A 25,102-nucleotide genomic window follows, 5' to 3' on the forward strand; every position below is an offset into this window, starting at 1 on the left:
TAATGTAACATTTCTAATTCAATTTTCATTGCTTCTCGTCGTGTTTAATAAATTTCATTTGATTATCTATATTCGAATTATAATATTTAACAATCCCATAAAAAAACCAAAATTTAGAATCAAAAAAAGATGGTGAATTAAAAAAAGTACTTACAAACAGACCAACAAATACAAGCTTAAACCAGTACAAATTATTATTATTATATTGAGATATGTTATTTTTAAAGAATATCTCTTTAACAAAGAAATAATATATTAATATTGTAAAAATTATTCCGTACACTAAAGTATATCCTATTGGAGTAAAATGTGAAAAATGTCGGTATAAACCGTCGGTGATTTTAACTGTTGATCCAAAACCACCTCCAAAAATCCAAAGAAAAATATTTTCATTTAAATAATTTATAATTTGTAGTACTTCTCTACTTCTCCCTCCAGTAGCAACAAGCATGGAATCCATATCACTAAAATTAAATTTTAAGATTAATTTAAATCTATCAAGTATATTTGTTTTTACATATAAATATGTGAAAAACAAAATTGTTAAAGTGGACAGGATAACTGCACTAAAAAGGTATTTTTTATTTTTCTTTATCAACATCAGCATATAATATAATACTACTGTAATAGTTATTAATATTAGAAACCTTTTACCTGCAATTGCTATAAAGGTTAATCCTATAAAAGCTTTTACAAAGCTTTTATTATATATAAAATATACCGTTGCAGTGAATAAACCAAATGCCTCTATTGCACCATAACTCATAATACCTTTTGATACGGCTATACGAAAAAATAATACTGTAATAATACTGTAGTAGTAGATAAAGTTCATACATTTATATATCAATTTACTATTGTCTTTAGTAGATAGTTGATTTGCAATATTATAACCTAACGACATTACAAATATTGGCATAACAAATGTAAATGTGTGTGAAAGGAAATTCATGTTAAAATTGTTTAACAGTATACCTATCACAAATGAAATAAAGGCAAATATTAAAAACAAATAACTTTCACTAAACATTGTCAGTTTATCTTTTTTTAATGCGTACAAAACGGATATGAAAAATATAAATGAAAAAGAAATCATTGCAAAAGTTCTTATGTTACTTTCTATATTGTATAAATGGTAAAATTCTGAGGTAATATCTATAACAAAGTGTGCAATTAGTAAGGTTATTACTAATTTTGAAATTGTAATCTTCATATACTTTCCTTTCATAAACTTTTACCATGTTTTTCTTATTATTTTCTCCATGCACTTAAATCAACTTTTATAAGTTCCTCTAATTTTAATATGTCTTCCTTATAATAATCCAATAAGTACTTTCTCTCAGATTCTTTCATTTCATCCTTTTTCAATGATCTACTAAGAATCTCATGATAAAAACGATAAGAAATATTTTTTAATAGCTTTGGTGTATTTGGACCCTTTATAATATCTTTAAATTTGTTTTGTTTTATAAAATAACCTAGAAGTTTATTCTTAGTTACTCCTGATGTGTTGTAAACTTTACCTATATCTTCGAATTTGAACTCTTTACTTATTTGTAGAAAATCACAAATATATATCAATGTTTCAAGAGTATTGTTCTTTATTTCATCATATAAAACAATTTCCACATTTTCTTTTCCAAATTCTTGGATATATTGTTTAACTTGATTATAATATAATCCAACTTGTTTATAGTGCCATAAGAAAGGATAATTTTCAGTTATCCGCTGTTCCTCATTTTTCAGCGCTTCTTCAAATGATAACTTTTCATAGCCAGACCTTATGTTATGCATATAGGCAGAATATGCCCTGTCAATTGGGTTTCTAAGACAAATTATTATTTTTGAATTCGGAAATTCATTTTTAATACTTTCAGCAACATTCGTGTAGTATAAATATTGGACAGATGCCTCTCCGATTACTTTTTCATTATTAACATTCTTAAATAAAGAGTAGTAATTTTCTTCTGTCTTAATAAATGATTTATCGTACATTTCCCCATTTGGTCCTCCATGGGGAATGTTTACATATCTATACGATAAATACCTGGGTTCTTTTGGGTCAGAAAAATAGACCTGAGGGTGCTTTTTTAAATAATTATATAGCGAAGTTGTTGCAGATTTAGCGGCACCCACTATAAAAAAATTGGGTTGCTTATTATTCATACTCATATTAATCTCCTTTGAAAAGTATTGCTATATTCACTTGTTTTTCTTCCAATTTACTCTATTCACTATATCTATATAACTCTGTATTATTTTCACTACTTTTACAGATACATTATTATCATTATAATCATTCGCAAGAACAGTTTTTTCATGATTATCCCACATAGATCGGCTTATCTCAACTGCCTGAACAATTTCGTTTTCAGTAATTCCACCAATAACTACTGTTCCTTTATCTAAAACTTCAGGTCGTTCTGTTGATGTTCTAATTAATACTCCTGGAAAGCCCAGAATAGCCGACTCCTCGGATAAAGTACCGCTATCAGATAATGTAACATATGAATTTAACTGCAATGCATTATAGTCAAAAAAACCAAACGGCTTCATTTGTTTTACCAGTGGATGAAATTTAAAGTTACGTTCCTCTATTTTTTTCCAGCTACGTGGGTGAGTGGAATATATTACCGGATATTGATACTTCTCCGCAATTTGATTTATTGCATTCATTAAAGAGTTAAAGTTCTTCTCATTATCAATATTTTCTTCTCTATGTGCAGAAACTAAAAAGTACTTGTTTTGAGAAACTCCTAGTTTTTCTAATACTTTGCTGTTGTCAATTTTTTCCCTATGTTTATTTAAAACTTCGGTCATAGGAGATCCCGTAACAAATGTATGCTCTTTTTTTATTCCTTCATCATGAAGATAACGGCGGCTATGCTCCGTATATGCTAGATTTACGTCTGACACATGGTCTACAATTCTTCTATTTATTTCTTCTGGGACATTAAAGTCAAAACATCTATTTCCGGCTTCCATGTGAAAAACAGGTATTTTTAACCTTTTAGCAGATATTGAGCTCAGGCAGCTATTTGTATCACCCAAAATAAGAAGAGCGTCTGGTTTTATTTCTTCCAATACATTATAAGTTGATTCAATAATTTTACCCATTGTTTCGCCAAGGTTTTTACCCGCTACTCCTAAGAAGTAATCTGGTTGTCTTAACTCCAATTCCTCAAAAAATACCTCATTTAATGTATAATCCCAATTTTGTCCTGTATGCACCAAAGTGTGATCAAAATACCGATCGCAAGCCTTTATTACTTCGGACAATCTTATTATTTCTGGTCTTGTGCCGACTATAGTCATCACTTTTTTCTTGTTCATAATCTAAACCTCCAAGTAATTAGTATCTGGATTTTTCGGATTAAAAAGTTCATTTGCCCACATGATAGTTATTAAGTCTGTCTCCCCAACATTAACTATAGAATGAGTGTATCCAACCGGAATATCGACTACTTCCAACTTTTCACCACTGACTTGATATTCAATGATGTCATCCTCATCTATTTTTCGAAAACGGATAATTCCTGTTCCACTTACAACTAAAAATTTTTCGTTTTTAGTGTGATGCCAGTGATTTCCTTTAGTAATCCCTGGTTTGGATACATTCACAGATACTTGACCCCTATCTAAAGTCCTCAATATTTCTGTAAATGATCCACGTTCATCTACATTCATCTTTAAATCATATGAAAATTGATCTTCCGGCAAATAACTCAAATAAGTACTATATAATTTTTTAATTAATGGGCTGTTCATATTAGGTACTAATAGATCTGTTCTACTATTTCTAAAATCGCGAATTATATTCGCAAGATCTTGCAACGTAATTTGATGCACAGGCTCAACAGAACAAAATTCCCCTAACTTATTCGGACAATGTATTAGTGCATTTTTAAATTCTTCTAAAACATCATCAATATAAGCCAAAGTTAGAACTGCGTCTGGGTTATTAACCTGAATATCTTTATCTCTAGCAATGTTATAACAAAAAGTAGATACCACACTATTGTAATTTGGTTTTGACCATTTACCAAAAAGGTTAGGAAGTCGATATACATAGGCATTGCCATTTATTTCTTTAAAATAGTTAAAAACACTTTCTTCAGCTTCTTTTTTACTTTGTCCATACGGATTATCTTTCTCTGCTTGTATAGTAGAAGATAATAAAAGTGAAGTCTCTATTTTATTGTTCTTTTTCAAAAAAGAAATAATACTTTGGGTTAAATCACGGTTACCTTCAAAAAACTCCGATTCATTTTTAGGACGGTTAACACCAGCAAGGTGGAATATAAAGTCAGCCTTTTCTACCATTTGTTCCAAATCTTGTTCAGTATTTCCCTTTGTGTAAGGAAGTATTGTATATTCATTGTTCTTACCCAATTCTGCAACTAAATTCTTACCTAAGAAACCATTCGCACCTGTCACTAAAATATTCACTGCTTATTCCAACTTTCCAACTCGTTTTGAATATAATCTAGCTCAAGTAATTTTTCTTTTATCTGCTCTACGTTTAAACGTTCTGTATTATGTGAATTATATTCTGAGTCTGTTGATAATTTTTCGTCACCTTCCCCAAAATACTTATCGTAATTCAGATCCCTTTTATCAGCAGGAACCCGGTAAAAATTATTCATATCAATTGAAGTAACATTCTCTTCTTTAGTAAGCAAAGTCTCATAAAGTTTTTCACCATGGCGGGTTCCTATTACTTTAATTTCATTTTCTGCTTGAAATAATTCTTTTACTGCAGTTGCTAAATCACCGATAGTACATCCCGGAGCCTTTTGAACCATAATATCCCCTGCTTCAGCATTTTGAAAAGCAAATTCGACCAGTTCAACTGCCTCTTCTAAACTCATTAAGAATCTAGTCATGTTAGGATCTGTAACAGTAATTGGTTGGCTGTTTTTAATTTGATTGATGAACAAAGGAATAACTGATCCTCGAGAAGCCATCACATTACCATATCTTGTCCCACAAATTAATGTTCTTTCCGGTTCAACAGTTTTTGATTTAGCAACAAATACTTTTTCCATCATAGCTTTTGAAATTCCCATTGCATTTATAGGGTAAGCAGCCTTGTCTGTCGAAAGACAAATCACTTTCATAACTTCTCTTTCAATTGCTGCATTCAATACATTTTCTGTTCCTAAAATATTAGTTTTAACTGCTTCTAAAGGGAAAAACTCTGCCGATGGAACCTGTTTCAAAGCAGCAGCATGAAAAATATAGTCTACACCGTACATTGCATTCTTCACACTATCCACATCACGAACATCACCAATATGGAATTTCAATTTATCATTATTATATTTTTTTCTCATGTCATCTTGCTTTTTCTCATCTCGTGAAAAAATACGAATTTCTTTTATATCTGTATTTAAAAACTTCTTCATTACTGCATTTCCAAAAGAACCTGTTCCACCTGTAATTAGTAATGTTTTGTTGTTAAACATAGTTAATATCTCCCTTGGTAATTATAATTCCATATCTATTTTGTTATATATCACTTAAATTTATTGATAAATAAATCTTCTATCACTTAACTGCTAACATAGTCTTCTCCATAAACACAATCTTCATCAACTCATCCTTCAAATCAACAGTAGAGTAATCATCAAATCTATCAATCAATTCATAAAATAAACTTGAGTCAACCTCAACTGTTCTTCCAACATAAATCTTCTCATAAACCTCACCAGGAAGAACTTCATCTTCTCCAAGCAATTCTTCATACATCTTCTCCCCAGGCCTAATCCCAGCATACTCAATCGGAATCTCGTCTTCTGTATAACCTGAAAGATTGATAAGGTTTTTAGCTAGATCGACAATTTTCACAGGTTCTCCCATATCAAGGACAAATATTTCGCCACCCTGTGCAAGTGTACCCGCTTGGATTACCAATCTTGATGCTTCAGGAATTGTCATGAAATAACGTGTCATTTCTGGATGAGTAACTGTAACTGGTCCACCTTTTTCAATTTGCTTTTTAAACAACGGAATAACACTTCCGCGGCTTCCTAGTACATTTCCGAATCGGACTGCTACAAAGTTTGTCTTACTGCGTTGTGCCATGTCTTGGACAACCATTTCAGCAACACGTTTTGTTGCACCCATAACATTGGTGGGGTTTACCGCTTTATCGGTTGATACCATGACAAATGTACTTACACAAAATGCATCCGCAGCTTCGGCGACATTTTTCGTACCAATTACATTGTTCTTAACCGCTTCGTGCGGATTATATTCCATTAATGGTACGTGCTTGTGCGCTGCAGCATGGTAGATAATTGTCGGTTTATGTTTTTTCACAACCTCAAAAATCCGATCACGGTCTTGCACATCTGCAATTACAGGAACAATTTCGATATCCAAGTCACCATATTTCCCTCTAAGTTCCATATCAATTGTATAAATACTGAATTCACCATGTCCCAATAGTACAATTTTCTTTGGTGTGAAACGCATGAGCTGGCGGCATAGTTCCGATCCAATCGAACCACCTGCTCCGGTTACCATTACCGTGTTGCCCGTGACGTATTCAGATATGGCATTAATATCAAGTTCAACTGGTTCACGTCCAAGAAGGTCCTCTACCTCGACATTTTTCAGCTGATTTACGGATACTTTTCCAGTCATTAAATCCTCAATTTTCGGTATCATTTGCGTTTTAGCGTTTGTTTTATTACATTCTACGACAAGTTTATTCAATGCACCATTACGTAATGATGGAATTGCAATAACGATATGTTCAATATTATTGTTTTTAACAACTGTTTCGATATCTTTTGCTTGGCCTAAAACAGGTAAATTGTATAATTGCATTTTTTGTTTTTTAGGGTCATCATCGATAAACGCTACTGGTAAGAGGTCAGAATTATTTTGATTTTTTAGTTGCCTTACGATCATCGCCCCAGCTGAACCGGCGCCAATGATCAACGTGGGTTTTTTGTCATCTGTATTATTGATGTATTGATCGCGGTAGACACGCCAGATGAATCGGGATCCTCCAATCAAGATGATATGTAACATCCATGTTACGATTAGGGCTCGCCTATAAATTGAAAAATCATTTGTTAAATATTGAACAATTCCTGCCGATATAATAGATAGAGTAATGGCTTTTACAATGGCCATCAATTCTCCAACACTAGCATAGGACCAAACTTTATTATATAAATTGTAAACAATCGCAAAAATATGATGAAAAACGAGTAATGCTATTGCACTTATAATTAATGCTGGCATATTGAATACAGATACATATGGATAGACGGTCCACGAGGCAATAAATATGGCAGTACTAACAATGACTGAATCCATCATGATTAATAATGTAAGGCGGGTACGATATGTCACAAGGTCAACTCCTTTCTTCTTGGTTTTGGAAAATGTTTACACTACTATATTAATAGTATTTCTTTTTGGATAAGTATACGCTTATTAGCACATACTTAACATAATCATATAAGACTATTTTTCTTCTTATAGAGACGTTTATATTCTTTTTTCGCCAATAATCGACAGTAATAAATCATAAAAAAATCACACTAAAGTACCGGTAAATTGTCACTGGTACTTTATAGGATATATAGGTAGATTTTTACATAATCAACGTTTTTCCATTGTATACGATAGCATTCACATAAATTTGTACATCCCAGTGAGACTGTGTTTAAAACAGTCCCATAAACTTTTTCTTCCTAATCATCGAAGGTTCCATCTTATTAACGTTTTGGTTATCTGCAAGTAATTGGCAGTTTTCCATAAACATATAAAACAGATCATTTCCGAATTCACTTCGTAGTTCTTGATATGCTTCATTCATACAAAAACCTCGTGTGGCCGTGTTATGAGCATCCGAAGCAATGAAATGCGTTAGGTTTGCATCTACTATTTGTTTGGTGAACTTTTGAATGTTTTTTCCAAACTTTCCTACAAAACTAGCAGCAGTAATTTGTGTTAATGCTCCCTTACGTACGAATTCATAGAGTTTAGCAGGATTTTGAATGAGTTCTGAATTTCGCTCTGGATGGACAATAACCGGTGTGTAGCCGGAAACTTGCAAATCAAACAGCATCTGTTTCGCATAACGCGGCACACTACTAGCTGGAAATTCGACAAACATATATTTTGTATGATTCAGTGATAATAATTCACCTTTATCTATATCATCAATCATGTCACCGTTAATGCGAATTTCTTGCCCGGGTAATAGAGTTAATGGAATATCCTCATTCACAAGAAGTTCGCTTAATACTTCAACACTTTTAATAATACTGTCTTTTGTATTATCGTACTTACCATTATTGTGATGTGGTGTAGCGATTATCGTATGGATACCTTCTTGAACTGCAGCCCGAGCCATAGCTATACTATCAGCTTCAGTCACTGCACCATCATCAATTCCAGGTAATATATGGCAATGTATATCTATCATTGTCTCACTTCCTAATTTAGTTCGGATTACGTAATATTTTTTCAGAATTTTATAACTAATGTACATAGTAACAGAAAACGACTTGAAGTTACAATACCCTATATTACATAGAGATAAACCAGGGAACTAGTTATTTTGACTCAATTATTAAGTCTAGATTTTATTTATTTCAAAAACAATATGATGTTACAGACAATAGAGTAATTGTTTTCCAGTCCAAGAAATAACTCCTTACCAAAATTGGTAAAGAGTTATCGTTTAGTTGACCCCATAATAATAATAGTAATTTGACGCTTTCTTTTCCCTATCATTCAAGATGGCACCGAGAAGTTTCGCTTTCGCAGGCTCTAATGCTTCTTTTGCTCTGGTTGCCGCTTCATTTTCTGTGTTATTACTTCTGACCACGAGCAAGGATCCGTCGACAATATTAGCGAGGATCTGTGCATCTGTTACCGCAAGTACTGGTGGCGTGTCAAAGATAATGACATCATATTGTAGACTTGCTTCTTGTACCAATGTCTGCATTTTTTTTGAACCAAGTAGTTCAGATGGGTTCGGTGGAATTGGACCACATGCTATAATATTCAAGTTATCGACATCACTAGTAGAAATGGATTCTTTTAGCGTCGCCTCACCAACTAGAATATTACTTAAACCACTCAGGTTATCTAAACGAAACGTATAATGAACGGTAGGTTTACGCATATCTGCGTCAATTAGTAATACTTTTTTTCCTTGTTGCGCATAAACTACGGCAAGGTTTGCAGTAGTGATTGATTTCCCCGCACTAGGACCTGGTGAGGTTACAAGCATCGTTTTTAATTCATCATCAACAGATGCAAACTGTAGATTTGTACGTATAGTACGGTATTGTTCAGAAATTGGTGAACGAGGATTAAGTTTTGTTATTAAGTGTCTGATTTTGCTTGCTCTAGACTGATTTTTTTTGCGCGCCACTGTATCCACCTCGCTTCGTTTGCTTTGATTGAATTGCCATGTGTTCTCCACGAACATCACTATCATTGATATGAGTAATTACTCCAAGTACAGGCAATCCAAGTTGTTTTTCAACATCGTCTTCTGTCGTAATTGTGTTATCCAAGTATTCAAGTAGAAACGCAAGACCAACACCTACCATTGCACCAAGCACAATTGCGATAGCGATGTTTAATAATGGATTGGGACTAACTTGACTCGGATTTTCCGAAAGTTCTGCTTCTGCAAGGACACTAACATTATCCACACTCATGATATCCGGAATTTTTTCCTGGAATGTTTCCACTGTTGAGTTTGCGATTTTAACTGCAGTTGCAGGATCAGTGTCTGTTGCAGTTACCGTAACAACCTGAGATTTTTCTTCACTTGCCACTTGTAATTTTGACTTCAATTGATCAGCAGAGTATGGTAAATCTAGTTCTTTGACAACATCCTCTAGGATTGCAGGACTCTTAATAATGATATTATACGTATTGATAAGTTGGATGTTTGTCTGTATGTCACCGGTGTTATATTGAACCTCTGGATCTTGTTTTTCCTGACTTACAATAAACTGTGAACTAGCTTGATAGGTTGGTGTTAGGATGAAATAGCTAACAACCGCTGCTATTAGTGCCGCCCCTATTATTAAGGAAACAATTAATAATAGACGCTCTTTAATAACCCCAAAGATTTCCTTGAGGGAAATAGTTTCTTCCATAAATAAACCTCCAAATATTTCTCTTATAATTATTATTTCTGTATTTTTCTATCATAATTATTTCTTTATTGACAACACAAACGAAATTATAACATATATATTTTGGTTAGATAGTCTTTTTAAATAAAAATCGACCTAATTTATTGGTTCTAATTACAAATAGTGGGTAGTATTACTGAAATATTACAAACTCAAGGACTATTTCACTATATTTTGTCACATTTTCTACAATTCTAGTGATTTCATGATATAATGATAGGAATTTGTAAGATATATTTTTCTTGTGGGGAGGAAAGCTTTTAAATGGCTAATAAGAAGATTATTATGTCGGTCACAGCAAGTGCATTCCTAGCTTCAGCTTTTGCAGCTACAGAGGCAGAGGCAGCGTCATATAAAGTGGAAAGTGGAGATTCACTATGGGGCATAGCACAACAGTTTAACACAAGCGTCGCACAACTGAAATCGGTAAATGGTTTATCTAGTAATCTTATTTATCCTAATCAAATCATAGAAACAGATAACAAACAATCACAACAAATTACTAAACCTACTGATACATCGACTAATACAAATTCTACATATACAGTAAAACGTGGCGATACACTAAGTGTAATCGCATCAAGACATAACATATCATTATCTCAATTAATGAATTGGAATGACTTGGATACTTATTTGATTTATCCAGGCGATAAATTTGTCGTTTCTAAGGATGGAAGTGTTGATAGCTCTCCGGCTCCTGAAACTGAACCAAGCGTAGATCAGGATGAGCAAGTAGCATCATCTACCGTTTATACAGTGCGTTCCGGCGATACATTAAGTGGGATTGCCTATCGTAATAATGTAACAGTAGCTGCACTTAAAAAATGGAATGGATTAACATCTAACTTAATCTTAGTTGGACAGAAGTTGAATATTGGTGAGAAGTCTACTCCATCTGACGGTGGTGAAACAGTAGTCGAAACTCCTAGTGCAGACGTAGATTACAACGCTAATAAAGTTGTCAGTGTGGCTAAAAGTTTGCTAGACGTTGGGTATTCGTGGGGTGGAACCACACCAGCAGGATTTGACTGCAGTGGATTCATCTATTACGTGTACAAGCAAGCTGGCATGGATATTTCTCGCACATCCAGCGAAGGTTACTTTAACCGTTCATACTATGTAAACAATCCACAAGTTGGAGATTTAGTATTCTTTGAGAATACATACAAGAGCGGAATCTCACACATGGGAATCTACCTTGGGAACGGTAAATTCATCCATGCAGGGTCAGACGGCGTAGAAATTGATGACGTTAACGGAAAATACTATTGGGGCAAACACTTCGATAGTTATAAGCGTTTCTACTAGAATTGATAAGGGGGTTTTCTGCTGACGCAGAAAACCCCCTTTTTTTGTTGAGTAGCGAAGGTACTTCTAGTGTGGCAATTGCTCGGTTATTTTACATCACCTGATCGATTAAACACTTGATTCAATCGGTTAGTTGTCCCTTTATTATAAATTTCTACTCCCATTCTACAACTCCTTGTAACTTTTTCCAGAACTTGTCGTAGCTTGAAAGTGGGGCCGCGAACCTTTTAACTTTTCCCTTGAAACGGAACCTCTAAATATTTACAAAAGATTTACCTTCTATTAATACTCATTTAACAAACAGAATCTATACTGAAAATTAAGAAGAAATGGTTCACAAAAATCACTTATTAAATAAGAGGAGCGTGAACAAAATGATACTGAACTTTGCACACAGAGGTTCCTTAACAGAAGCACCTGAAAATACGTTACCCGCAATGGAAAAAGCAATTCAGCATAACGTCAAAGCAATAGAACTTGATGTTCAACTTACGAAAGACAATCATTTAATAGTAATTCATGATCAAAACCTGTCACGTTTTAACAGACAAACACAAGGATTTATTAAGGATTACACACTTGAGGATATCAAAAAAGTAGACGTAGGATCTTCTTTTTCAAAAGGATATAAAGGAGTTACGTTAGCTACACTTGAGGAAGTCCTACAAATGCTGCCCCAAGACATATTATTAAATATCGAGATTAAAAATAAGCCAATTGTATATGAAGGAATTGAAGATATTCTTATAGAATGCTTGCAACAATCTAACCGAATCGACAATGTCTTAATCTCTTCATTCGACCACGCGGCATTAGAAACAGTACAAAAAAGAGTACCGAACATAAAAATAGGACTACTTTTGCATCATAGATTTCATAAACCATTGGAATACGCTAGAAAATGCGGCATGACTATTACCAGCATACACCCGCACGTAAAGTCTACAAATCGAAAACTGATTGCCAATGCCCACAAGCTGGGTTATAAGGTTTATCCTTACACAGTCAACAAGCTCAAAACTTATAACCGTTTAATGAACATTGGGGTCGATGGCGTCTTTTCAAACAACCCCGAAATATTCGCACAGTCTAGTAAAACCAATAAGAATGTTAATCAAACCCCAGCCACAGCTGGAGTTCGATGAAATTATTTTTAGTGACTTTAGATTAAAAGTGCTGTCCAACCAATCGACCTTATAGCTTAAGCGATTGACATCGTGGTTTATCCAATCGAGAATATGCCGTATCCGATCGATCTTGAAATTGAGCCATATTAAAATCTGGATCTATTATATCCCTATAAACTACTAAAAAACGCATCCAATTCTCGATTAAATTTATCCGTTTCCTCCAAGAACAACAAATGACTACTATTATCAAAGGCTACTAATTTTGAACCAGGAATTCGCTGCTGAATATACTCACCCGCTTCGATTGGGAAAAATCCGACAGTGCCGAAGCATATTAATGTTGGAACATCTACATTTGAAACCGACTCACGGTAATCTACTGCCGTCTGATTAAATACAATTGCACTTTCAATTGATGCTGGTAGATTATTCATTTCAGCTAAGATCCATTCATGTTCTTTAGGATCTGGCTTTTGCTTAAACATACCGTAGATGAATTCACTGTTGAAGCCATTTTGATCTTCCTGGATTACCTGCATGACACCTTTAATCGCCTCGAAATCAAATGCTCCATATTCCCATCCCGGCCAAATATAGTCCGATGGAGATTGGTCAACAATCGTTAACGCTTTTATATTTTCCGATCCAAACTGGTTCACGTAATCCCATAACACGAACGCACCCATTGACCACCCAACTAAAATAACATCCTTTACATTTAGCTCTTCTATAAACCGCTTCAGATCCCTAGCGTACCGGGATACTGTATGACCATGCTCAACCTTAGTAGACTGACCATGCCCACGCAGGTCCAGTGTTATGGTGCGATATTTTTCGCTAAAATAAGGAACTTGTTTATGAAAAAACTTACTGCTCATCATCACGCCATGTACGAAAATAACAGTCTGTCCTTCACCTTTATCTTCATAATAGAGCTTTGTTTCGGAATCAATCTCAGCGTATGGCATTACTATCTCTCCCCTAACTGATTTATTTTCTTTATGTTATGTTTGAGCATAGTGGTTATTACTGAATATTATAATTTTTATTTTTGCCAACCATTCAATAATACAGAAAAACTCCAGCCACAGCTGAAGTTTCTCTTATTAGCCACCCATCTTATCAGGTAATGTGTGGATTGATTCGATTAAGTCGTTAAGCTTTCCTTCAATGCGGTGTAACAAATAAAACGTCACCACTATTGGGAAGCCAACCTCTGTAACGAATGACATCCAGGTTTCCATTTGATTTCCTCCTCTCTACGATACTAGTAAGGACCAGCGCCAGAATACTATTCTTGTCGCTGGTCCAATTAATTAAGCTAATTCAATATCCAATACATTACGCTCAACGATACGTGCGCTTTTCACAGCTACTAGATCGCCGCCAGATGAAGTGAATGCGTTTTGGGTGATGATTTCATCCATTGCAGCTTGCACTGCGATTGCATCAACTGGTTCAACCGGGCTATCAAGTGTGTATGTCACCACTTTGCCGTCCTGGTTTTCAAATTTCATTTCTAATTTTTTCGCCATCGAAATCCCTCCTTTCTTCTAAATTGGACATTACTGTTACGCCTGACTTAACTCAGAGCTGTCATTACGTAGCACGTTGTAAAGTGTACGTTGCTGTAATGGCTCAAGTGAAATTGAGATTGCGTATAACTGATCCGGTGTTGCTTCTATTTTCACATTATTGAAGCTTTTCGTTTTATAAAGCTCTTTACCTGAGATAGCGTCAATTCCGTCATTGAAAACTAAACGAAGCGTTGAGTTGACCATTTGTGAAGTTGCCATGTGTCTCACCTCCTTTCACCATTACAATCGAATGGCAGTCGGAAAAGGTGGCACGTAATTTAAAATAAAAAATATCGCCACCGGGTTGTGTTCGGTGACGATAGTAGTATTATATAGAAGGTTTTCTCGATCGCTTGGCGAATTTCCGGGCACCAGGCACTTAAATGCCATTATTCCTTCCCATCCATAACCCTTGATTTAAGTTACTGATAATCGTATAAACAAAGAATGCAGCTGTGCTCCCAACTATCCACAATAGAAATGGGATGAAATAACAAATTATTACTATACTAGCTATAACCATTACACATAAAACCGTTGTACCAATTTTTCCTATCGTAAAGAATAACGCATTTTTAATGATTTCCTTTGTAGATAGGTGGAAGTTTACAGTAATAGGCAACATGTAGATACTCATACCAACATAAATAAACGTGCAAAAAATCAGTAGTCCTATCACAGCACTTTTTCCTGAAAATGAAAGATTCATTAGTAAATAAAAATCCATGGTCATTAAAGCACCAATTACCGACCAGATAATTCCCAGCAGGAAACTTTTTTTAAAGTTCTCTTTAAACAAGGAAATAAAATTACTTCTGATTTCATAATCAATTCCCTCTATCTTCCACTTTCTCACTATCCCAAACATTGCAGCTGTTGAAGGATAGATAGTTACAATAGGTAAACAAAAAATGAACCAAAGTAAATTAAGAAAAATGAATGCAGTAGTAACTTCTAAAAGTCTTTGCAATTTGTTGCGTATCATTTACATTTTTCGCCTCCCTAAATTCATATAAGAATAATGACCCCTTTAAGAAAAGCGCAAGCGCCCGTTAAGCGACGTATGGACTGGTCTGAACCGAAGGAGATTAGATGAACTTGACTTATCGCCCACAAAGGCGAAAGTCAAAGTGAATCTTATGCTGTGATGAAGTGAAAAGGAAACACGGTGAGCTAAAGCGAACCGATGTTGACTTATCGTACGGAGGTGAAGGAAGTCCACTAGGCGCTGGAGCTAGACAGACCTAAAAGGTATCATTCCTTATCAAACCAGCCGTTTCCAATCATTTGTTTATACCAGTAATAGCTGTCTTTTTTCGTTCTTTCCAATGTGTTAAAATTTACATGAATTAGACCAAAGCGTTTATCGTAACCTTCTGCCCACTCAAAATTATCAAGCAGTGACCATGTTAAATATCCTTTAATGTTCACTCCTGAATCCATGCTTCTTTTTAATGAGGTTAAATGCTGCTTTATGTATTCAATACGTCTTTGGTCCTTGACACTGCCATTCTCAACTTCATCGTTATAACAGGCACCATTTTCAGTAATATAGATTGGAATGGAACCATATTGATCTTTTATTTTTAATAATACTTTGAAGAAGCCTTCCGGGTATATATTCCAATTTAAATCCGTTTTTTCATATCCAATATCAACCTTTTCCAGATCAAACAAATCTTCATCCTTCTTATATCTGCCAACACTTCCCGTATAGTAGTTAATACCAACAAAGTCAATTGGTTGGCTAATCGTTTCCATGTCACCATCTTCTATTGTAAGCATGACACCTTTTTTCTCAAACCAATTTACCATAAACTCAGGATAGCTACCTTTAAACACAGGATCAAAGAACCATTCAATGAAAAATCCCATACCTCGATCGCAGGCATCGATGTCTTCTTGCTTACTACTGAAGGGTTCAAGCCACTCTAAATTTGGCGCATAACCGATTTCGCCTTCTACACCCAGTGCCCTAAAACGTGTTACTGCTTTGCCATGGGCAAGCAATAAATGATGGGAAATAGTTGTTGCTAGTTGCGGGTCTTGGTTACCCGGCGCATGAATTCCCATAAAGTTGGATAAAAATGATGCACACCACGGCTCATTAATGGTAATCCAGCTTTTAATTTTTCCACTAAATTCTTTAAACATATATTCGGAGTAGTTTGCGAATGCTTCAACTGTTTCTCGATTATTCCAACCACCTTTATCCTGGAGAGCCTGCGGAAGATCCCAATGATAAAGCGTACACATAGGTTCAATCCCGTTTTCTACTAATGCATCGACTACGTTATGGTAGTACTGAAGACCTTCCTTATTTACCTCACCAGTTCCAGTTGGAAAAATGCGTGACCATGAAACGGAGAAGCGATAAACATCAATACCCAGTTCTTTCATTAACTTGATGTCTTCTTCATAACGATGATAGCTATCACAAGCGACATCCCCATTATCTCCGTTTAAGACTTTGCCTGGTGTATGTGAAAATGTATCCCAAATTGATGGGCCTCTACCACCTTCAAAAGCAGCACCTTCAATCTGGTAAGAAGCTGTAGCAGCTCCCCATTTCATATCTTTTGGAAATTCGATAATAGCCATTTACTTTCCCCCATCTTAATTAAGAATTTATAATACTTTTGAGGTAGTCATAGAACTACCACATGACTCTCTCACTATTAATTCGGAATCAATAAAAGCCGGATCCAATTGGGATTTGCCGTTTATTAAATCGTTCAGCATGTAAGCTGCTAATTTTCCCAATCTATCCTTATCCTGTTTGATTGTAGTAAGCTGCGGTTCAATGTAACGACATGCATCAATATCATCACAACCCACCAGACGAATGTCCTCAGGTACGCTCAATCCAGATTCCTTGATTGCTCTTATTGCTCCAATTGCCATCAAATCCGATGTCGCATAAACTGCTTTAGGATAAGGCTTACTTTCCAGAATTCGTTGCATCGCATTGTATCCACTTTCTTCATGAAAATCTCCGTACGCCACCCATTCTTTCTTCACTTCCAGGCCCAGTTGGTTCATAGCTTGTAAATAACCTTTCTCACGAAACATCGCAATAGCTGAATCCTTTTTTCCACCTATAAAACCAATATCTTTAATTGAATGTAGATAAAGATGCTGTACGACCTTCCTTGATAAATTTACGTTATCCGTCATTACAAAACTCGAACGGGGTCCATTTATTTCTAAATCAATTCCAATACAAGGTATATCACTTTCTACTAATTCATAAATTGCATCTTCTATTTCCTCACCTGCGATAATCAAACAACCATCCACATGAAAATGTCTGCATCGAGCCAGATAGCTGCCATTATCCTGGTTAAAATGTTCATTCGAAAACATGATAATGTCATAACCTAATAGTCCAATAGCCTTTTTTAATGCCGTAACTACTTCATTGAAAAAGGGATGAGTAAAGTCTACATTTACTTTACCAGCATAGATTAAACCAATTAAATTTGATTTCTTTGTCGTTAGTGTCTTGGCTGAAAAGGTAGGTTGGTATCCCGTACTCGCAATAACATCACTAACCTTTTTTATCGTTTTGGTACTAACCCCATTATAATTATTAATTACTTTTGAAACGGTAGCTGGGGATACCCCCGCTTTTTTTGCTATATCTTTTATTGTTAGATTCATAGTCAACCCTTCTATGCCATCAGAATTTTGTTATATACTCTCGTTAGACTACTAAAAATCGGATGAGCAATCAATTTTCTATTCCAAAGAATAAGCCTATTTAACAGCTCCATCCGTAATACTTGAAATAAACAACCGGTTAAAGCATAGGAAGATTATAATCAGTGGGACTGTCGCCCAAAAAACACCAGATAAAATCATTCCAAAATCTACATTAAATGTATTACTTAAGGTTGCCAAAGCTACTTGTATCGTATAATTTTCAGGATCTCTTAATATGGTAAACTGCCATAAGAACTCTCCCCAAACAGCAGTAAAGACAATTATTCCTAGAGTTGCAAATGCCGGTAAGATAATTGGCAATACAATTTTACGGTAGGTAGTAATATTGTTACATCCGTCTAATTTAGCAGCCTCAATCAGCTCATCCGGCACAGATCCGCTTACATATTGTCTCATTAAGAATATCCCCAACGGATTTAGGAAAAATAGAACCATTACCCCAGGTAACGTATCTAGCAATCCAGCTTTAGCTATTAAGAAATATTGGGGAATTAAGCCTAACTGCGGCGGAATAACCATTGTTAACAGGATTGCTATAAATAGAATGTTTTTTCCTGGAAATTTAAATTTCGCAAATGCAAAACCTGCTAATGAACTGATAAGCAATACAACAACTGTAACCGTTGTACACAGGATAATTGTATTCAACATTGCTTGAAAGAAATCAATTGCTCCTAAAACCTTTTGAAAATTTTCAACCAATAGCGTTCCGGGTGTGATTGTAGGCGGAATTGAATTATATGCCGCACTTGGTTGTGTCGCCATAACAAACATCCAATAAAAGGGAAAAAGAGAAAATAATGCTGTCAGCGACAAAAACGAATAAACAAACAATGTACTTAGTGAAAACTTCTTCGTTCCAGCTATTTTACTCATTTTCCCACACTCCTTTTCTTCTGCTTCCTACCAGCACCCGAAGCCAATAATGTATTAATCGCTGAAAATACGATGATAATAATCAGCAGAATTACAGCTGTCGCAGAAGCCGTTCCAAAAGACTGCAATTTAAACGCATCACGATATAAGTACATAACAACAGTCATTGCCTCATCCCTTGTAAAGGCTGAAGTACCCAAAAATACAGTTGGTTCCGCAAATAATTGCAGCGCCCCCACGGTAGAGAAAAACACAGTTAACAGAATAAACGGTTTCAGCAGTGGCATTGTTATGTAAAGAAGCTGTTGAAATTTGTTTGCTCCATCAATCGTTGCCGCTTCATATAAATCATTTGGAATACTTTGGATTCCGGCAAGATATATAATCGTGTTATACCCAAGCCATCTCCAGAACACCATAATCGAAATGGCTATCTTTGCACCCCACTCGGATGTCTCCCAGTTGACTGGGTCGAAGCCAAAAATACCTAATACATAGTTTGCTAGTGCTGTTTCATTATTACTGAATAGAACACTAAAAATGAGAGCTACCGCAACCATTGACGTAATATAAGGCATGAAAATCGTAACTCGAAAGAAATTTCTAAAACGAAGAAACGATAAATTTAATAAGAAAGCTAGTACAATTCCAATAACTAATTGAGGGGCAGTCCCCATTAATCCGATAACAATCGTGTTATAAACTGATTTCCAAAACAAAGGATCTGCTAAAACTACCCTGAAATTGTCTAACCCTACAAAAATCATTGGACTTAATCCATTCCAATCCTGAAAAGCCAAATACATACTAAACAATGTTGGATAAAGCCCGATAGCGCCAAATATAATGAAAAAGGGTGCAATATATAAGTAACCCGAGATCATGTCTTTCTTTTCTTCTGACACGAACCTTTTCTTTTTAATTGCTTTTTCATTTGTAGAAACCATTTTTATTCCCCGCTCCCCGTAACCTGGTAAAGGTTGGATATGATGCCTGGAGCACCATATCCAATAGAATTATTAAACGAATTATTAGCGGCTAACTAAATCTTTAGCACGTTGAACAGCAGCGTCCCATTCTTCTTCTGGGTCTCCACCAGCTTGTACGTTTTGTAAGGCACTAAGAATTTCCTGGTGAATAGGAAAGTACTTTTCACCTTTGTAAACAGCACCTTCAATATCTTGTGCAGCCTGAGCAAAAACAGATGATGTTACTTGTCCGCCAAAGAACTTATCTTCATTAGTTTTGAATTCTTCCATTTCATATACAGCTGGAGCAGACGGGAATAATCCATTGCTTTTGAATGACTTCAATTGATTTTCAGGAGATACTAACCATTCAGCAAAGTCATAAGCTGCTTGGGCATTCTCGGTTTCATTCGGAATTGCAATATAAGATCCACCCCAGTTTGCAGCAAATTCAGTTGGTAATGTCGCCACTCTAAATTTACCTACAGCGTCTGGAGCATTTCCTTCCATCCACCCTTTCAACCATGAAGCACCTAGTTCAGCAGCAAATCCACCAGTGTTTACGGCGCTTGCCCACTCAGGGGACCACAATTTGAAATCACCTACAAGACCAGCTTCATTTAATTCTACTGCATAGTCGTACGCTTTCTTAACAGCATTACCTTCTTCATCAATCAACAATTCTCCCTCAGGATTTAAATATGTTTCAACTGCAGGATCTAAATATGCTCTGTATGCCATTTCTATACTATCAACAAAAGGCTTTTTAGTTTTCTCTTTGACTTGCAATCCAGCTTCTTTAAATGCTTCTGGAGAATCAATCAGTGCTGCAACTTCAACTGGGTCAGTTGGTAATCCAGCAGCTTTAAATACATCTGTACGATAATATAAAGCCTTTGGACCAATATCGGTAGGAAGTCCGAACAAGAAATCACCTTCAGCGTTTTCACCAACATTCCATTTCCACTCTAAGTATTTATCTTGAACATCCTTAGCACCAAGGTCATACAAGTTTGTAAATCTATCTTGCGCTACTTTAAAACGATCAAGTTGGTCAACTTCTAACATTGTAAGGTCAGGTGCCCCACTTCCAGCAGATAAAGCTGTGAATAATGCATCATGATGGGCTGCAGTTTCAGAGGTTTTTACTTTAATCGTTACATTTGGATTCTGTTTTTCATACTCTTTTGCTAACTCTTCATAACCAGTGGCGCCAAACGTCCAAAAGTTTAACTCTACCTTTTCATTCCCTGAAGCCTCTCCACCCTCTTCACTACATGCAACAAGTGAAAATGCCATGATTAATGTAAACCCTAATACAAGCCATTTTTTCATGTTTTTCATCCTAAAATTTCCCCCTTCAGATTTTGAATTACCCAACTGTTTCAAGCGTGACCCTAGTTATGTATTCACCACCTTGGAATATAAAGTAGTTAAGCTATTATTCATATGATGGAAACCGGTTTCGAAAATAGTTATACGAAACCGCTTTCAATGAAGATTATAAACCTTAGCTTTTGAAAATGCAACAGACTTTTCAAATAATTATTAATAATTTAATAAATGGAAATTCACTAGATTTTAAAAATATAATCTGCCTTAAAACGTTGTTAAGTAAGGGTATTTAGTTCCTTCAGAGTGTTAATTTGTTTCGCGCACACGCCGAAATTGCGATGGAAGAAGGTTAATAGAAACAGTAGTAGAGAAAGGTGATCTAACAAAATTGTTTAATTTTATAGAAACCGATTTCTAAACCGTGGAGAGCGGATAACATGGAATTAAAAAGAGGTTATTCTGTCTGATAATAACGGGTACCGTTACCTATCATAAACATTAAAGAAAGACCTTGAACAATGAAATTATTTTCGCGGACATCAGATACGTTATTTATAGAAAACAATTAATATTAAGGTGTTAATCGGACACCAGGTTCCTTATTTGGAGGGAATGACCCTATTTTACTTTGATATATGTTAAATAAGTGATTGTAAGTCCGCATAACTCCTCATAATCACTGGATTAATAGAAATAGCGAACCGTATGTCCGCCAGTTCCGGCTAACGAGGTTTTTAATTAGCAATTAAAGTCGATAGTTTTCCCACCCCTTCACACAGTTTTTTTAAAACGTGATTGCAGATTTAATCGCCAGGATTTATTATTGCTAACATTTGATGGTCTTGCCATTTTCCGTTAATCTTTATATTCTTCTTTGCAATTCCTTCTTGATGGAACCCGGATTTCTTTAATACCCTTATCGAGCCAAGGTTGTGTGGCATTACACCCGCTTCAATTCGATGGAGACTCAATGTGTCAAACGCATAGTTAACAATTAATTTAATTGCTTCTGTCATATACCCATTTCCATTGTGACCTTTATCAAGAGAGTATCCAACCATACCACTTTGCGCAGGACCTCTTTCTATTTTAAACAAACCAATTTCGCCGATTAATTCCCGGCTTTCTTTTGTGAAAATTCCAAAGTGATAACTCTTGCCCTGTTCCCTATATTCTTTCTTTTCTTGTATTCTTTCCGCCTGGCCTTCCAGTGTATAAAAATCATTATCCCTCTCAATGGAATATTGCTCGAAAAATTCACGATTTCTTATTTCTAATTCCAGAGTAGCTTCGACATGGCTGTCATCAAGTGGTTTCAAAAATATCTGACTACCTTCAATTATCATCTTTTATCCAACCTTTCTTGACCTAATAATACCTAATCTCGGAAATTGATATCACTGTATTGGGTGAAGCATTGAAAAAGATTTGGGGGTCAAGGAGTAGGGCAGGTCAGTTTTCACATATTTTGTAACGACCATATAATCCAAACACATTGACAGTATAATTATTTGAAATTATAATATACTTATAATAAGGTACCGAGTAGCGATAACTACTCGGCCACCAGCAACTACAAACTGCATTAAGAGCAGTTGGCCAACGATCTAGCTGACTTACCTAAAAGAAGTAAACGCGACCTGGTCAGGGGGGCGGTTACTTCTTTTGCTTTAGGTAAACGACAAAAGTTACAATTAGAGTAATAGTAGCTATTTGAACTAAACCAAATTGTGCTACCAGACTTAATGCTTCGAATGTCGTCATCCCACCACCTCCCATCTTAAGGGACTTAAGAAATAAGGAAGATGGCCAACCGCCCACAATACCTATGTAGTTACTAGATTTATTTTATCATAACTATTTATAGAATAGTAGCATGAAGGGAATAAACGTTCGGTTATTTTTCGTTTTTTCACACTTTCAACGTAATTTTTCTGACAACTTATACTTCATGTTTACTTCCAATAAGCAAACACATTGACAGATAATTAATATGAAATATAATATACTTATAATAAGGTACCGGGTAGCGTCAACTACTCGGCCACCAGCAACTACAAACTGCATAATAGCAGTTGGCCAACAATCTAGCTGACTTACCTAAAAAGAAGTAAACGCGACCTGGTCAGTGGGGCGATTACTTCTTTTGCTTTAGGTAAACGACAAAAGTCACAATAAGAGTAATAGTAGCTATTTGAACCAGACCAAATTGTGCTACCAGACTTAATGCTTCGAAAACTCGGGAGACAAACACAAGAACACTAACACAAATCCCATCTAAAATAGAAAAAGACCAGCGCCAGAATACCATTCATGTCGCTGATCCATTATTATGCTAAGTACCTAGTTAATTAAAAGCCTCTAAAACCCCCAAATCCTAGGAGGTTCCATCAACCTTTCAATTCCTTAATCTCATTCAATTCCTTTAATACAACCTCAATTAGCGGAGCCTCATCATCCAATCCAGAAACGGTCTGCAAGGTTTTCCTATAACCGTTTTCAGCAATCATTTGTTGTAACTTAACCGCTTCTTCATCTTGTTCGTTTATATATTCTAAAGCGGCAGCTATTGTTTTTGCAAGATAGGTGGCTGGTTTATCTGCAACTTTCATATAAAGGCTAGCTGGACGAATTAAACGATCCTGTGGTCCTAACTTACGAATCGGTCCCCTTCCTACTCGGGTAACCTCATCGGAAATGTGTGGATTCATAAACCGTTGAATAATTTTATTCACATATGCTTGGTGTTCTTCTCTGTTGAAATCGTACGTTTGGATTAGGGCTTCACCGGATTCACTTAACGCACCTTTGATGATTTTTTGCACAGTTTGATCTTTCATTGCATCGTTTATTGTCTCGTAACCCATATAACGGCCAATATATGCAGGGATTGTATGACCAGTATTGACAGTAAATAACTTCCGTTCAATATATGGCGTGAGGTCTGTTACATATGTAACACCATCGATAGCTGGTTTTTCGCCTTTGATTGCCGGCTCTTCCACGACCCATTCATAGTATGGTTCAACGGAAACCTCCAAGAGATCATCATTTACCTGGTTTGGAACAATCCTGTCGACAGCTGCGTTAGGGAAACCGAAGAGATTATTAAAGGATGCCAACTCTTCTTCTGTTAAATTTTCTACTATCTTTTCTTTTAAAAGCGCGCTTCCGCCTACCATGTTTTCACAGGCAATAAGGTTTAACGGCTGCGGGTTTACTTTCACCCGTTCGCGTAACCCTTTTGCGATTAATCCGGAAATCACCGGTAAAATATTTGGTCCTACAGCGGTTGTCACAATATCCGCCTCGACAATAGCTTGGATAACTTGATCTGGATTTGTCACACTATTAATTCCTGACACATTTTTCACGGTTAGCTGTTCACTGTTTTCAGCAGCTAATACAACGTTGTATTGCTGCTTTTCGTTTAATTCCTGAATAACCGCGTCATTTACATCAACAAATGTTGTATGGTAATTTGCTTGGTATAACAGAGCCCCAATAAATCCCCGGCCTATGTTCCCTGCGCCAAAATGCACTGCTAACATTTAGTTCACCTCATCAAAAAGACGTATGATTTCTTCTTTTGATTTTGTATCCAGTATTTTCTGGATGTTTTCTTCTTCGGACAGAACGATCGCAATTTTAGATAGAACTTCTAAATGCTCGTCACCTTTTCCTGCGATACCAATTAACACTTTAACAATATTTTCATCACCAAAATCAACACCATCTGGAACCGTTACAACAGAAAGTCCAGTTTCAATAACCGACCCTTTGGAATCCTCTGTACCATGTGGGATTGCGACATTATTACCCATAAATGTAGAGGTTAATTCTTCTCTTTCCAGCATTTTATCAACATAGGACGCTTCAACATAACCATTATTCACAAGGATTTCGCCCGTATAACGAACCGCTTCCTCTTTTCCGCTTAACGTTACATTTAAATCAATATTATCTTTGCTTAATACTTCTTTTGTCATGAC

General features: G+C 35.7%; 26 protein-coding genes. 2 read left to right on the top strand and 24 right to left on the bottom strand.

The window, feature by feature from the left end:
* Positions 1-25: 25 nt before the first annotated feature.
* The 9 genes from LG329_RS07485 to LG329_RS07525 form a co-directional block, all read right to left on the bottom strand.
* Positions 26-1,213 (bottom strand): hypothetical protein, encoded by a 1,188-nt coding sequence (locus LG329_RS07485; RefSeq protein WP_404455396.1) that lies wholly within the window; start codon positions 1,211-1,213, stop codon positions 26-28.
* Between the two features lie 38 nt (positions 1,214-1,251).
* Entirely contained in the window at positions 1,252-2,166 is a 915-nt protein-coding gene (locus tag LG329_RS07490) for a sulfotransferase family protein (RefSeq protein WP_404455398.1), read from the bottom strand.
* 36 nt (positions 2,167-2,202) lie between these two features.
* Positions 2,203-3,333, bottom strand: a complete 1,131-nt coding sequence (gene wecB, locus LG329_RS07495) for a non-hydrolyzing UDP-N-acetylglucosamine 2-epimerase (RefSeq protein WP_404455401.1) — start codon at positions 3,331-3,333, stop codon at positions 2,203-2,205.
* A 3-nt stretch (positions 3,334-3,336) separates the two neighbouring features.
* Positions 3,337-4,449: an NAD-dependent epimerase/dehydratase family protein gene (locus tag LG329_RS07500; protein WP_404455404.1), complete on the bottom strand. Its 1,113-nt coding sequence runs from the start codon at positions 4,447-4,449 to the stop codon at positions 3,337-3,339.
* Complete coding sequence (locus LG329_RS07505) at positions 4,446-5,468, bottom strand: polysaccharide biosynthesis protein (protein WP_404455407.1); 1,023 nt, start codon at positions 5,466-5,468, stop codon at positions 4,446-4,448. Before LG329_RS07505 ends, LG329_RS07500 begins: the two co-directional genes overlap by 4 nt.
* 82 nt (positions 5,469-5,550) lie before the next feature.
* Entirely contained in the window at positions 5,551-7,371 is a 1,821-nt protein-coding gene (locus LG329_RS07510) for a polysaccharide biosynthesis protein (protein WP_404455410.1), read from the bottom strand.
* A gap of 316 nt (positions 7,372-7,687) precedes the next feature.
* A complete protein-coding gene (locus LG329_RS07515) occupies positions 7,688-8,452 on the bottom strand; it encodes a tyrosine-protein phosphatase (protein WP_404455413.1) in 765 nt (254 codons plus the stop codon).
* Positions 8,453-8,710: 258 nt separating this feature from the next.
* Complete coding sequence (locus LG329_RS07520; protein WP_404455416.1) at positions 8,711-9,409, bottom strand: CpsD/CapB family tyrosine-protein kinase; 699 nt, start codon at positions 9,407-9,409, stop codon at positions 8,711-8,713.
* Complete coding sequence (locus tag LG329_RS07525) at positions 9,384-10,148, bottom strand: YveK family protein (protein ID WP_404455419.1); 765 nt, start codon at positions 10,146-10,148, stop codon at positions 9,384-9,386. The genes LG329_RS07520 and LG329_RS07525 overlap by 26 nt, the downstream gene beginning before the upstream one ends.
* A 303-nt stretch (positions 10,149-10,451) precedes the next feature.
* Here LG329_RS07525 and LG329_RS07530 point away from each other — a divergent pair, with 303 nt between their 5' ends.
* A complete protein-coding gene (locus tag LG329_RS07530; RefSeq protein ID WP_404455422.1) occupies positions 10,452-11,498 on the top strand; it encodes a LysM peptidoglycan-binding domain-containing protein in 1,047 nt (348 codons plus the stop codon).
* Between the two features lie 374 nt (positions 11,499-11,872).
* The gene (locus LG329_RS07535) at positions 11,873-12,643 is read left to right on the top strand and encodes a glycerophosphodiester phosphodiesterase (RefSeq protein WP_404455425.1); all 771 of its coding nucleotides are present in this window, start codon (positions 11,873-11,875) and stop codon (positions 12,641-12,643) included.
* Positions 12,644-12,795: 152 nt separating this feature from the next.
* Here LG329_RS07535 and LG329_RS07540 read toward each other — a convergent pair whose 3' ends face one another.
* The 15 genes from LG329_RS07540 to LG329_RS07610 form a co-directional block, all read right to left on the bottom strand.
* Positions 12,796-13,596 carry an alpha/beta fold hydrolase gene (locus tag LG329_RS07540; protein ID WP_404455427.1) on the bottom strand — a complete coding sequence of 267 codons (801 nt, stop codon included), beginning with the start codon at positions 13,594-13,596 and terminating at the stop codon, positions 12,796-12,798.
* A 138-nt stretch (positions 13,597-13,734) separates the two neighbouring features.
* Positions 13,735-13,872 carry a YvrJ family protein gene (locus LG329_RS07545; RefSeq protein WP_089530719.1) on the bottom strand — a complete coding sequence of 46 codons (138 nt, stop codon included), beginning with the start codon at positions 13,870-13,872 and terminating at the stop codon, positions 13,735-13,737.
* Between the two features lie 72 nt (positions 13,873-13,944).
* On the bottom strand, positions 13,945-14,163 hold the full coding sequence (locus tag LG329_RS07550) for a DUF2922 domain-containing protein (protein WP_404455430.1): 219 nt from the start codon (positions 14,161-14,163) through the stop codon (positions 13,945-13,947).
* A gap of 36 nt (positions 14,164-14,199) precedes the next feature.
* A complete protein-coding gene (locus LG329_RS07555; RefSeq protein ID WP_404455433.1) occupies positions 14,200-14,424 on the bottom strand; it encodes a DUF1659 domain-containing protein in 225 nt (74 codons plus the stop codon).
* Positions 14,425-14,584: 160 nt separating this feature from the next.
* Entirely contained in the window at positions 14,585-15,190 is a 606-nt protein-coding gene (locus LG329_RS07560) for a YesL family protein (protein ID WP_404455436.1), read from the bottom strand.
* Between the two features lie 269 nt (positions 15,191-15,459).
* Positions 15,460-16,806: a GH1 family beta-glucosidase gene (locus LG329_RS07565; RefSeq protein ID WP_404455438.1), complete on the bottom strand. Its 1,347-nt coding sequence runs from the start codon at positions 16,804-16,806 to the stop codon at positions 15,460-15,462.
* Positions 16,807-16,833: 27 nt separating this feature from the next.
* On the bottom strand, positions 16,834-17,868 hold the full coding sequence (locus tag LG329_RS07570; protein WP_404455441.1) for a LacI family DNA-binding transcriptional regulator: 1,035 nt from the start codon (positions 17,866-17,868) through the stop codon (positions 16,834-16,836).
* Positions 17,869-17,964: 96 nt separating this feature from the next.
* Positions 17,965-18,807 carry a carbohydrate ABC transporter permease gene (locus tag LG329_RS07575; RefSeq protein ID WP_404455444.1) on the bottom strand — a complete coding sequence of 281 codons (843 nt, stop codon included), beginning with the start codon at positions 18,805-18,807 and terminating at the stop codon, positions 17,965-17,967.
* Positions 18,804-19,754 carry a carbohydrate ABC transporter permease gene (locus LG329_RS07580; RefSeq protein WP_404455447.1) on the bottom strand — a complete coding sequence of 317 codons (951 nt, stop codon included), beginning with the start codon at positions 19,752-19,754 and terminating at the stop codon, positions 18,804-18,806. Before LG329_RS07580 ends, LG329_RS07575 begins: the two co-directional genes overlap by 4 nt.
* An 84-nt stretch (positions 19,755-19,838) precedes the next feature.
* Positions 19,839-21,119: an ABC transporter substrate-binding protein gene (locus LG329_RS07585; RefSeq protein ID WP_404455450.1), complete on the bottom strand. Its 1,281-nt coding sequence runs from the start codon at positions 21,117-21,119 to the stop codon at positions 19,839-19,841.
* 794 nt (positions 21,120-21,913) lie between these two features.
* On the bottom strand, positions 21,914-22,453 hold the full coding sequence (locus tag LG329_RS07590; RefSeq protein WP_404456484.1) for a GNAT family N-acetyltransferase: 540 nt from the start codon (positions 22,451-22,453) through the stop codon (positions 21,914-21,916).
* A gap of 313 nt (positions 22,454-22,766) precedes the next feature.
* Positions 22,767-22,874 carry a putative holin-like toxin gene (locus LG329_RS07595; protein WP_404455453.1) on the bottom strand — a complete coding sequence of 36 codons (108 nt, stop codon included), beginning with the start codon at positions 22,872-22,874 and terminating at the stop codon, positions 22,767-22,769.
* Between the two features lie 373 nt (positions 22,875-23,247).
* Positions 23,248-23,421 (bottom strand): putative holin-like toxin, encoded by a 174-nt coding sequence (locus LG329_RS07600; protein WP_404455456.1) that lies wholly within the window; start codon positions 23,419-23,421, stop codon positions 23,248-23,250.
* A gap of 79 nt (positions 23,422-23,500) precedes the next feature.
* Positions 23,501-24,661: a mannitol-1-phosphate 5-dehydrogenase gene (locus LG329_RS07605; protein WP_404455459.1), complete on the bottom strand. Its 1,161-nt coding sequence runs from the start codon at positions 24,659-24,661 to the stop codon at positions 23,501-23,503.
* Positions 24,662-25,099 (bottom strand): PTS sugar transporter subunit IIA, encoded by a 438-nt coding sequence (locus LG329_RS07610; protein WP_404455462.1) that lies wholly within the window; start codon positions 25,097-25,099, stop codon positions 24,662-24,664. It lies immediately after the preceding gene.
* Positions 25,100-25,102: the final 3 nt, after the last annotated feature.

This window comes from Virgibacillus necropolis (assembly GCF_044793635.1).
GTDB lineage: Bacteria > Bacillota > Bacilli > Bacillales > Amphibacillaceae > Virgibacillus_F > Virgibacillus_F necropolis_A.

Excerpts from the sequence above, each read along its gene's own strand:
- LG329_RS07485 (WP_404455396.1), bottom strand. The coding sequence starts at position 1,213 with ATGAAGATTACAATTTCAAAATTAGTAATAACCTTACTAATTGCACAC.
- LG329_RS07490 (WP_404455398.1), bottom strand. The coding sequence starts at position 2,166 with ATGAATAATAAGCAACCCAATTTTTTTATAGTGGGTGCCGCTAAATCT.
- wecB (WP_404455401.1), bottom strand. The coding sequence starts at position 3,333 with ATGAACAAGAAAAAAGTGATGACTATAGTCGGCACAAGACCAGAAATA.
- LG329_RS07505 (WP_404455407.1), bottom strand. The coding sequence starts at position 5,468 with ATGTTTAACAACAAAACATTACTAATTACAGGTGGAACAGGTTCTTTT.
- LG329_RS07515 (WP_404455413.1), bottom strand. The coding sequence starts at position 8,452 with ATGATAGATATACATTGCCATATATTACCTGGAATTGATGATGGTGCA.
- LG329_RS07525 (WP_404455419.1), bottom strand. The coding sequence starts at position 10,148 with ATGGAAGAAACTATTTCCCTCAAGGAAATCTTTGGGGTTATTAAAGAG.
- LG329_RS07530 (WP_404455422.1), top strand. The coding sequence starts at position 10,452 with ATGGCTAATAAGAAGATTATTATGTCGGTCACAGCAAGTGCATTCCTA.
- LG329_RS07535 (WP_404455425.1), top strand. The coding sequence starts at position 11,873 with ATGATACTGAACTTTGCACACAGAGGTTCCTTAACAGAAGCACCTGAA.
- LG329_RS07540 (WP_404455427.1), bottom strand. The coding sequence starts at position 13,596 with ATGCCATACGCTGAGATTGATTCCGAAACAAAGCTCTATTATGAAGAT.
- LG329_RS07545 (WP_089530719.1), bottom strand. The coding sequence starts at position 13,872 with ATGGAAACCTGGATGTCATTCGTTACAGAGGTTGGCTTCCCAATAGTG.
- LG329_RS07550 (WP_404455430.1), bottom strand. The coding sequence starts at position 14,163 with ATGGCGAAAAAATTAGAAATGAAATTTGAAAACCAGGACGGCAAAGTG.
- LG329_RS07555 (WP_404455433.1), bottom strand. The coding sequence starts at position 14,424 with ATGGCAACTTCACAAATGGTCAACTCAACGCTTCGTTTAGTTTTCAAT.
- LG329_RS07560 (WP_404455436.1), bottom strand. The coding sequence starts at position 15,190 with ATGATACGCAACAAATTGCAAAGACTTTTAGAAGTTACTACTGCATTC.
- LG329_RS07565 (WP_404455438.1), bottom strand. The coding sequence starts at position 16,806 with ATGGCTATTATCGAATTTCCAAAAGATATGAAATGGGGAGCTGCTACA.
- LG329_RS07570 (WP_404455441.1), bottom strand. The coding sequence starts at position 17,868 with ATGAATCTAACAATAAAAGATATAGCAAAAAAAGCGGGGGTATCCCCA.
- LG329_RS07575 (WP_404455444.1), bottom strand. The coding sequence starts at position 18,807 with ATGAGTAAAATAGCTGGAACGAAGAAGTTTTCACTAAGTACATTGTTT.
- LG329_RS07580 (WP_404455447.1), bottom strand. The coding sequence starts at position 19,754 with ATGGTTTCTACAAATGAAAAAGCAATTAAAAAGAAAAGGTTCGTGTCA.
- LG329_RS07585 (WP_404455450.1), bottom strand. The coding sequence starts at position 21,119 with ATGAAAAACATGAAAAAATGGCTTGTATTAGGGTTTACATTAATCATG.
- LG329_RS07595 (WP_404455453.1), bottom strand. The coding sequence starts at position 22,874 with ATGACGACATTCGAAGCATTAAGTCTGGTAGCACAATTTGGTTTAGTT.
- LG329_RS07600 (WP_404455456.1), bottom strand. The coding sequence starts at position 23,421 with ATGGTATTCTGGCGCTGGTCTTTTTCTATTTTAGATGGGATTTGTGTT.
- LG329_RS07605 (WP_404455459.1), bottom strand. The coding sequence starts at position 24,661 with ATGTTAGCAGTGCATTTTGGCGCAGGGAACATAGGCCGGGGATTTATT.
- LG329_RS07610 (WP_404455462.1), bottom strand. The coding sequence starts at position 25,099 with ATGACAAAAGAAGTATTAAGCAAAGATAATATTGATTTAAATGTAACG.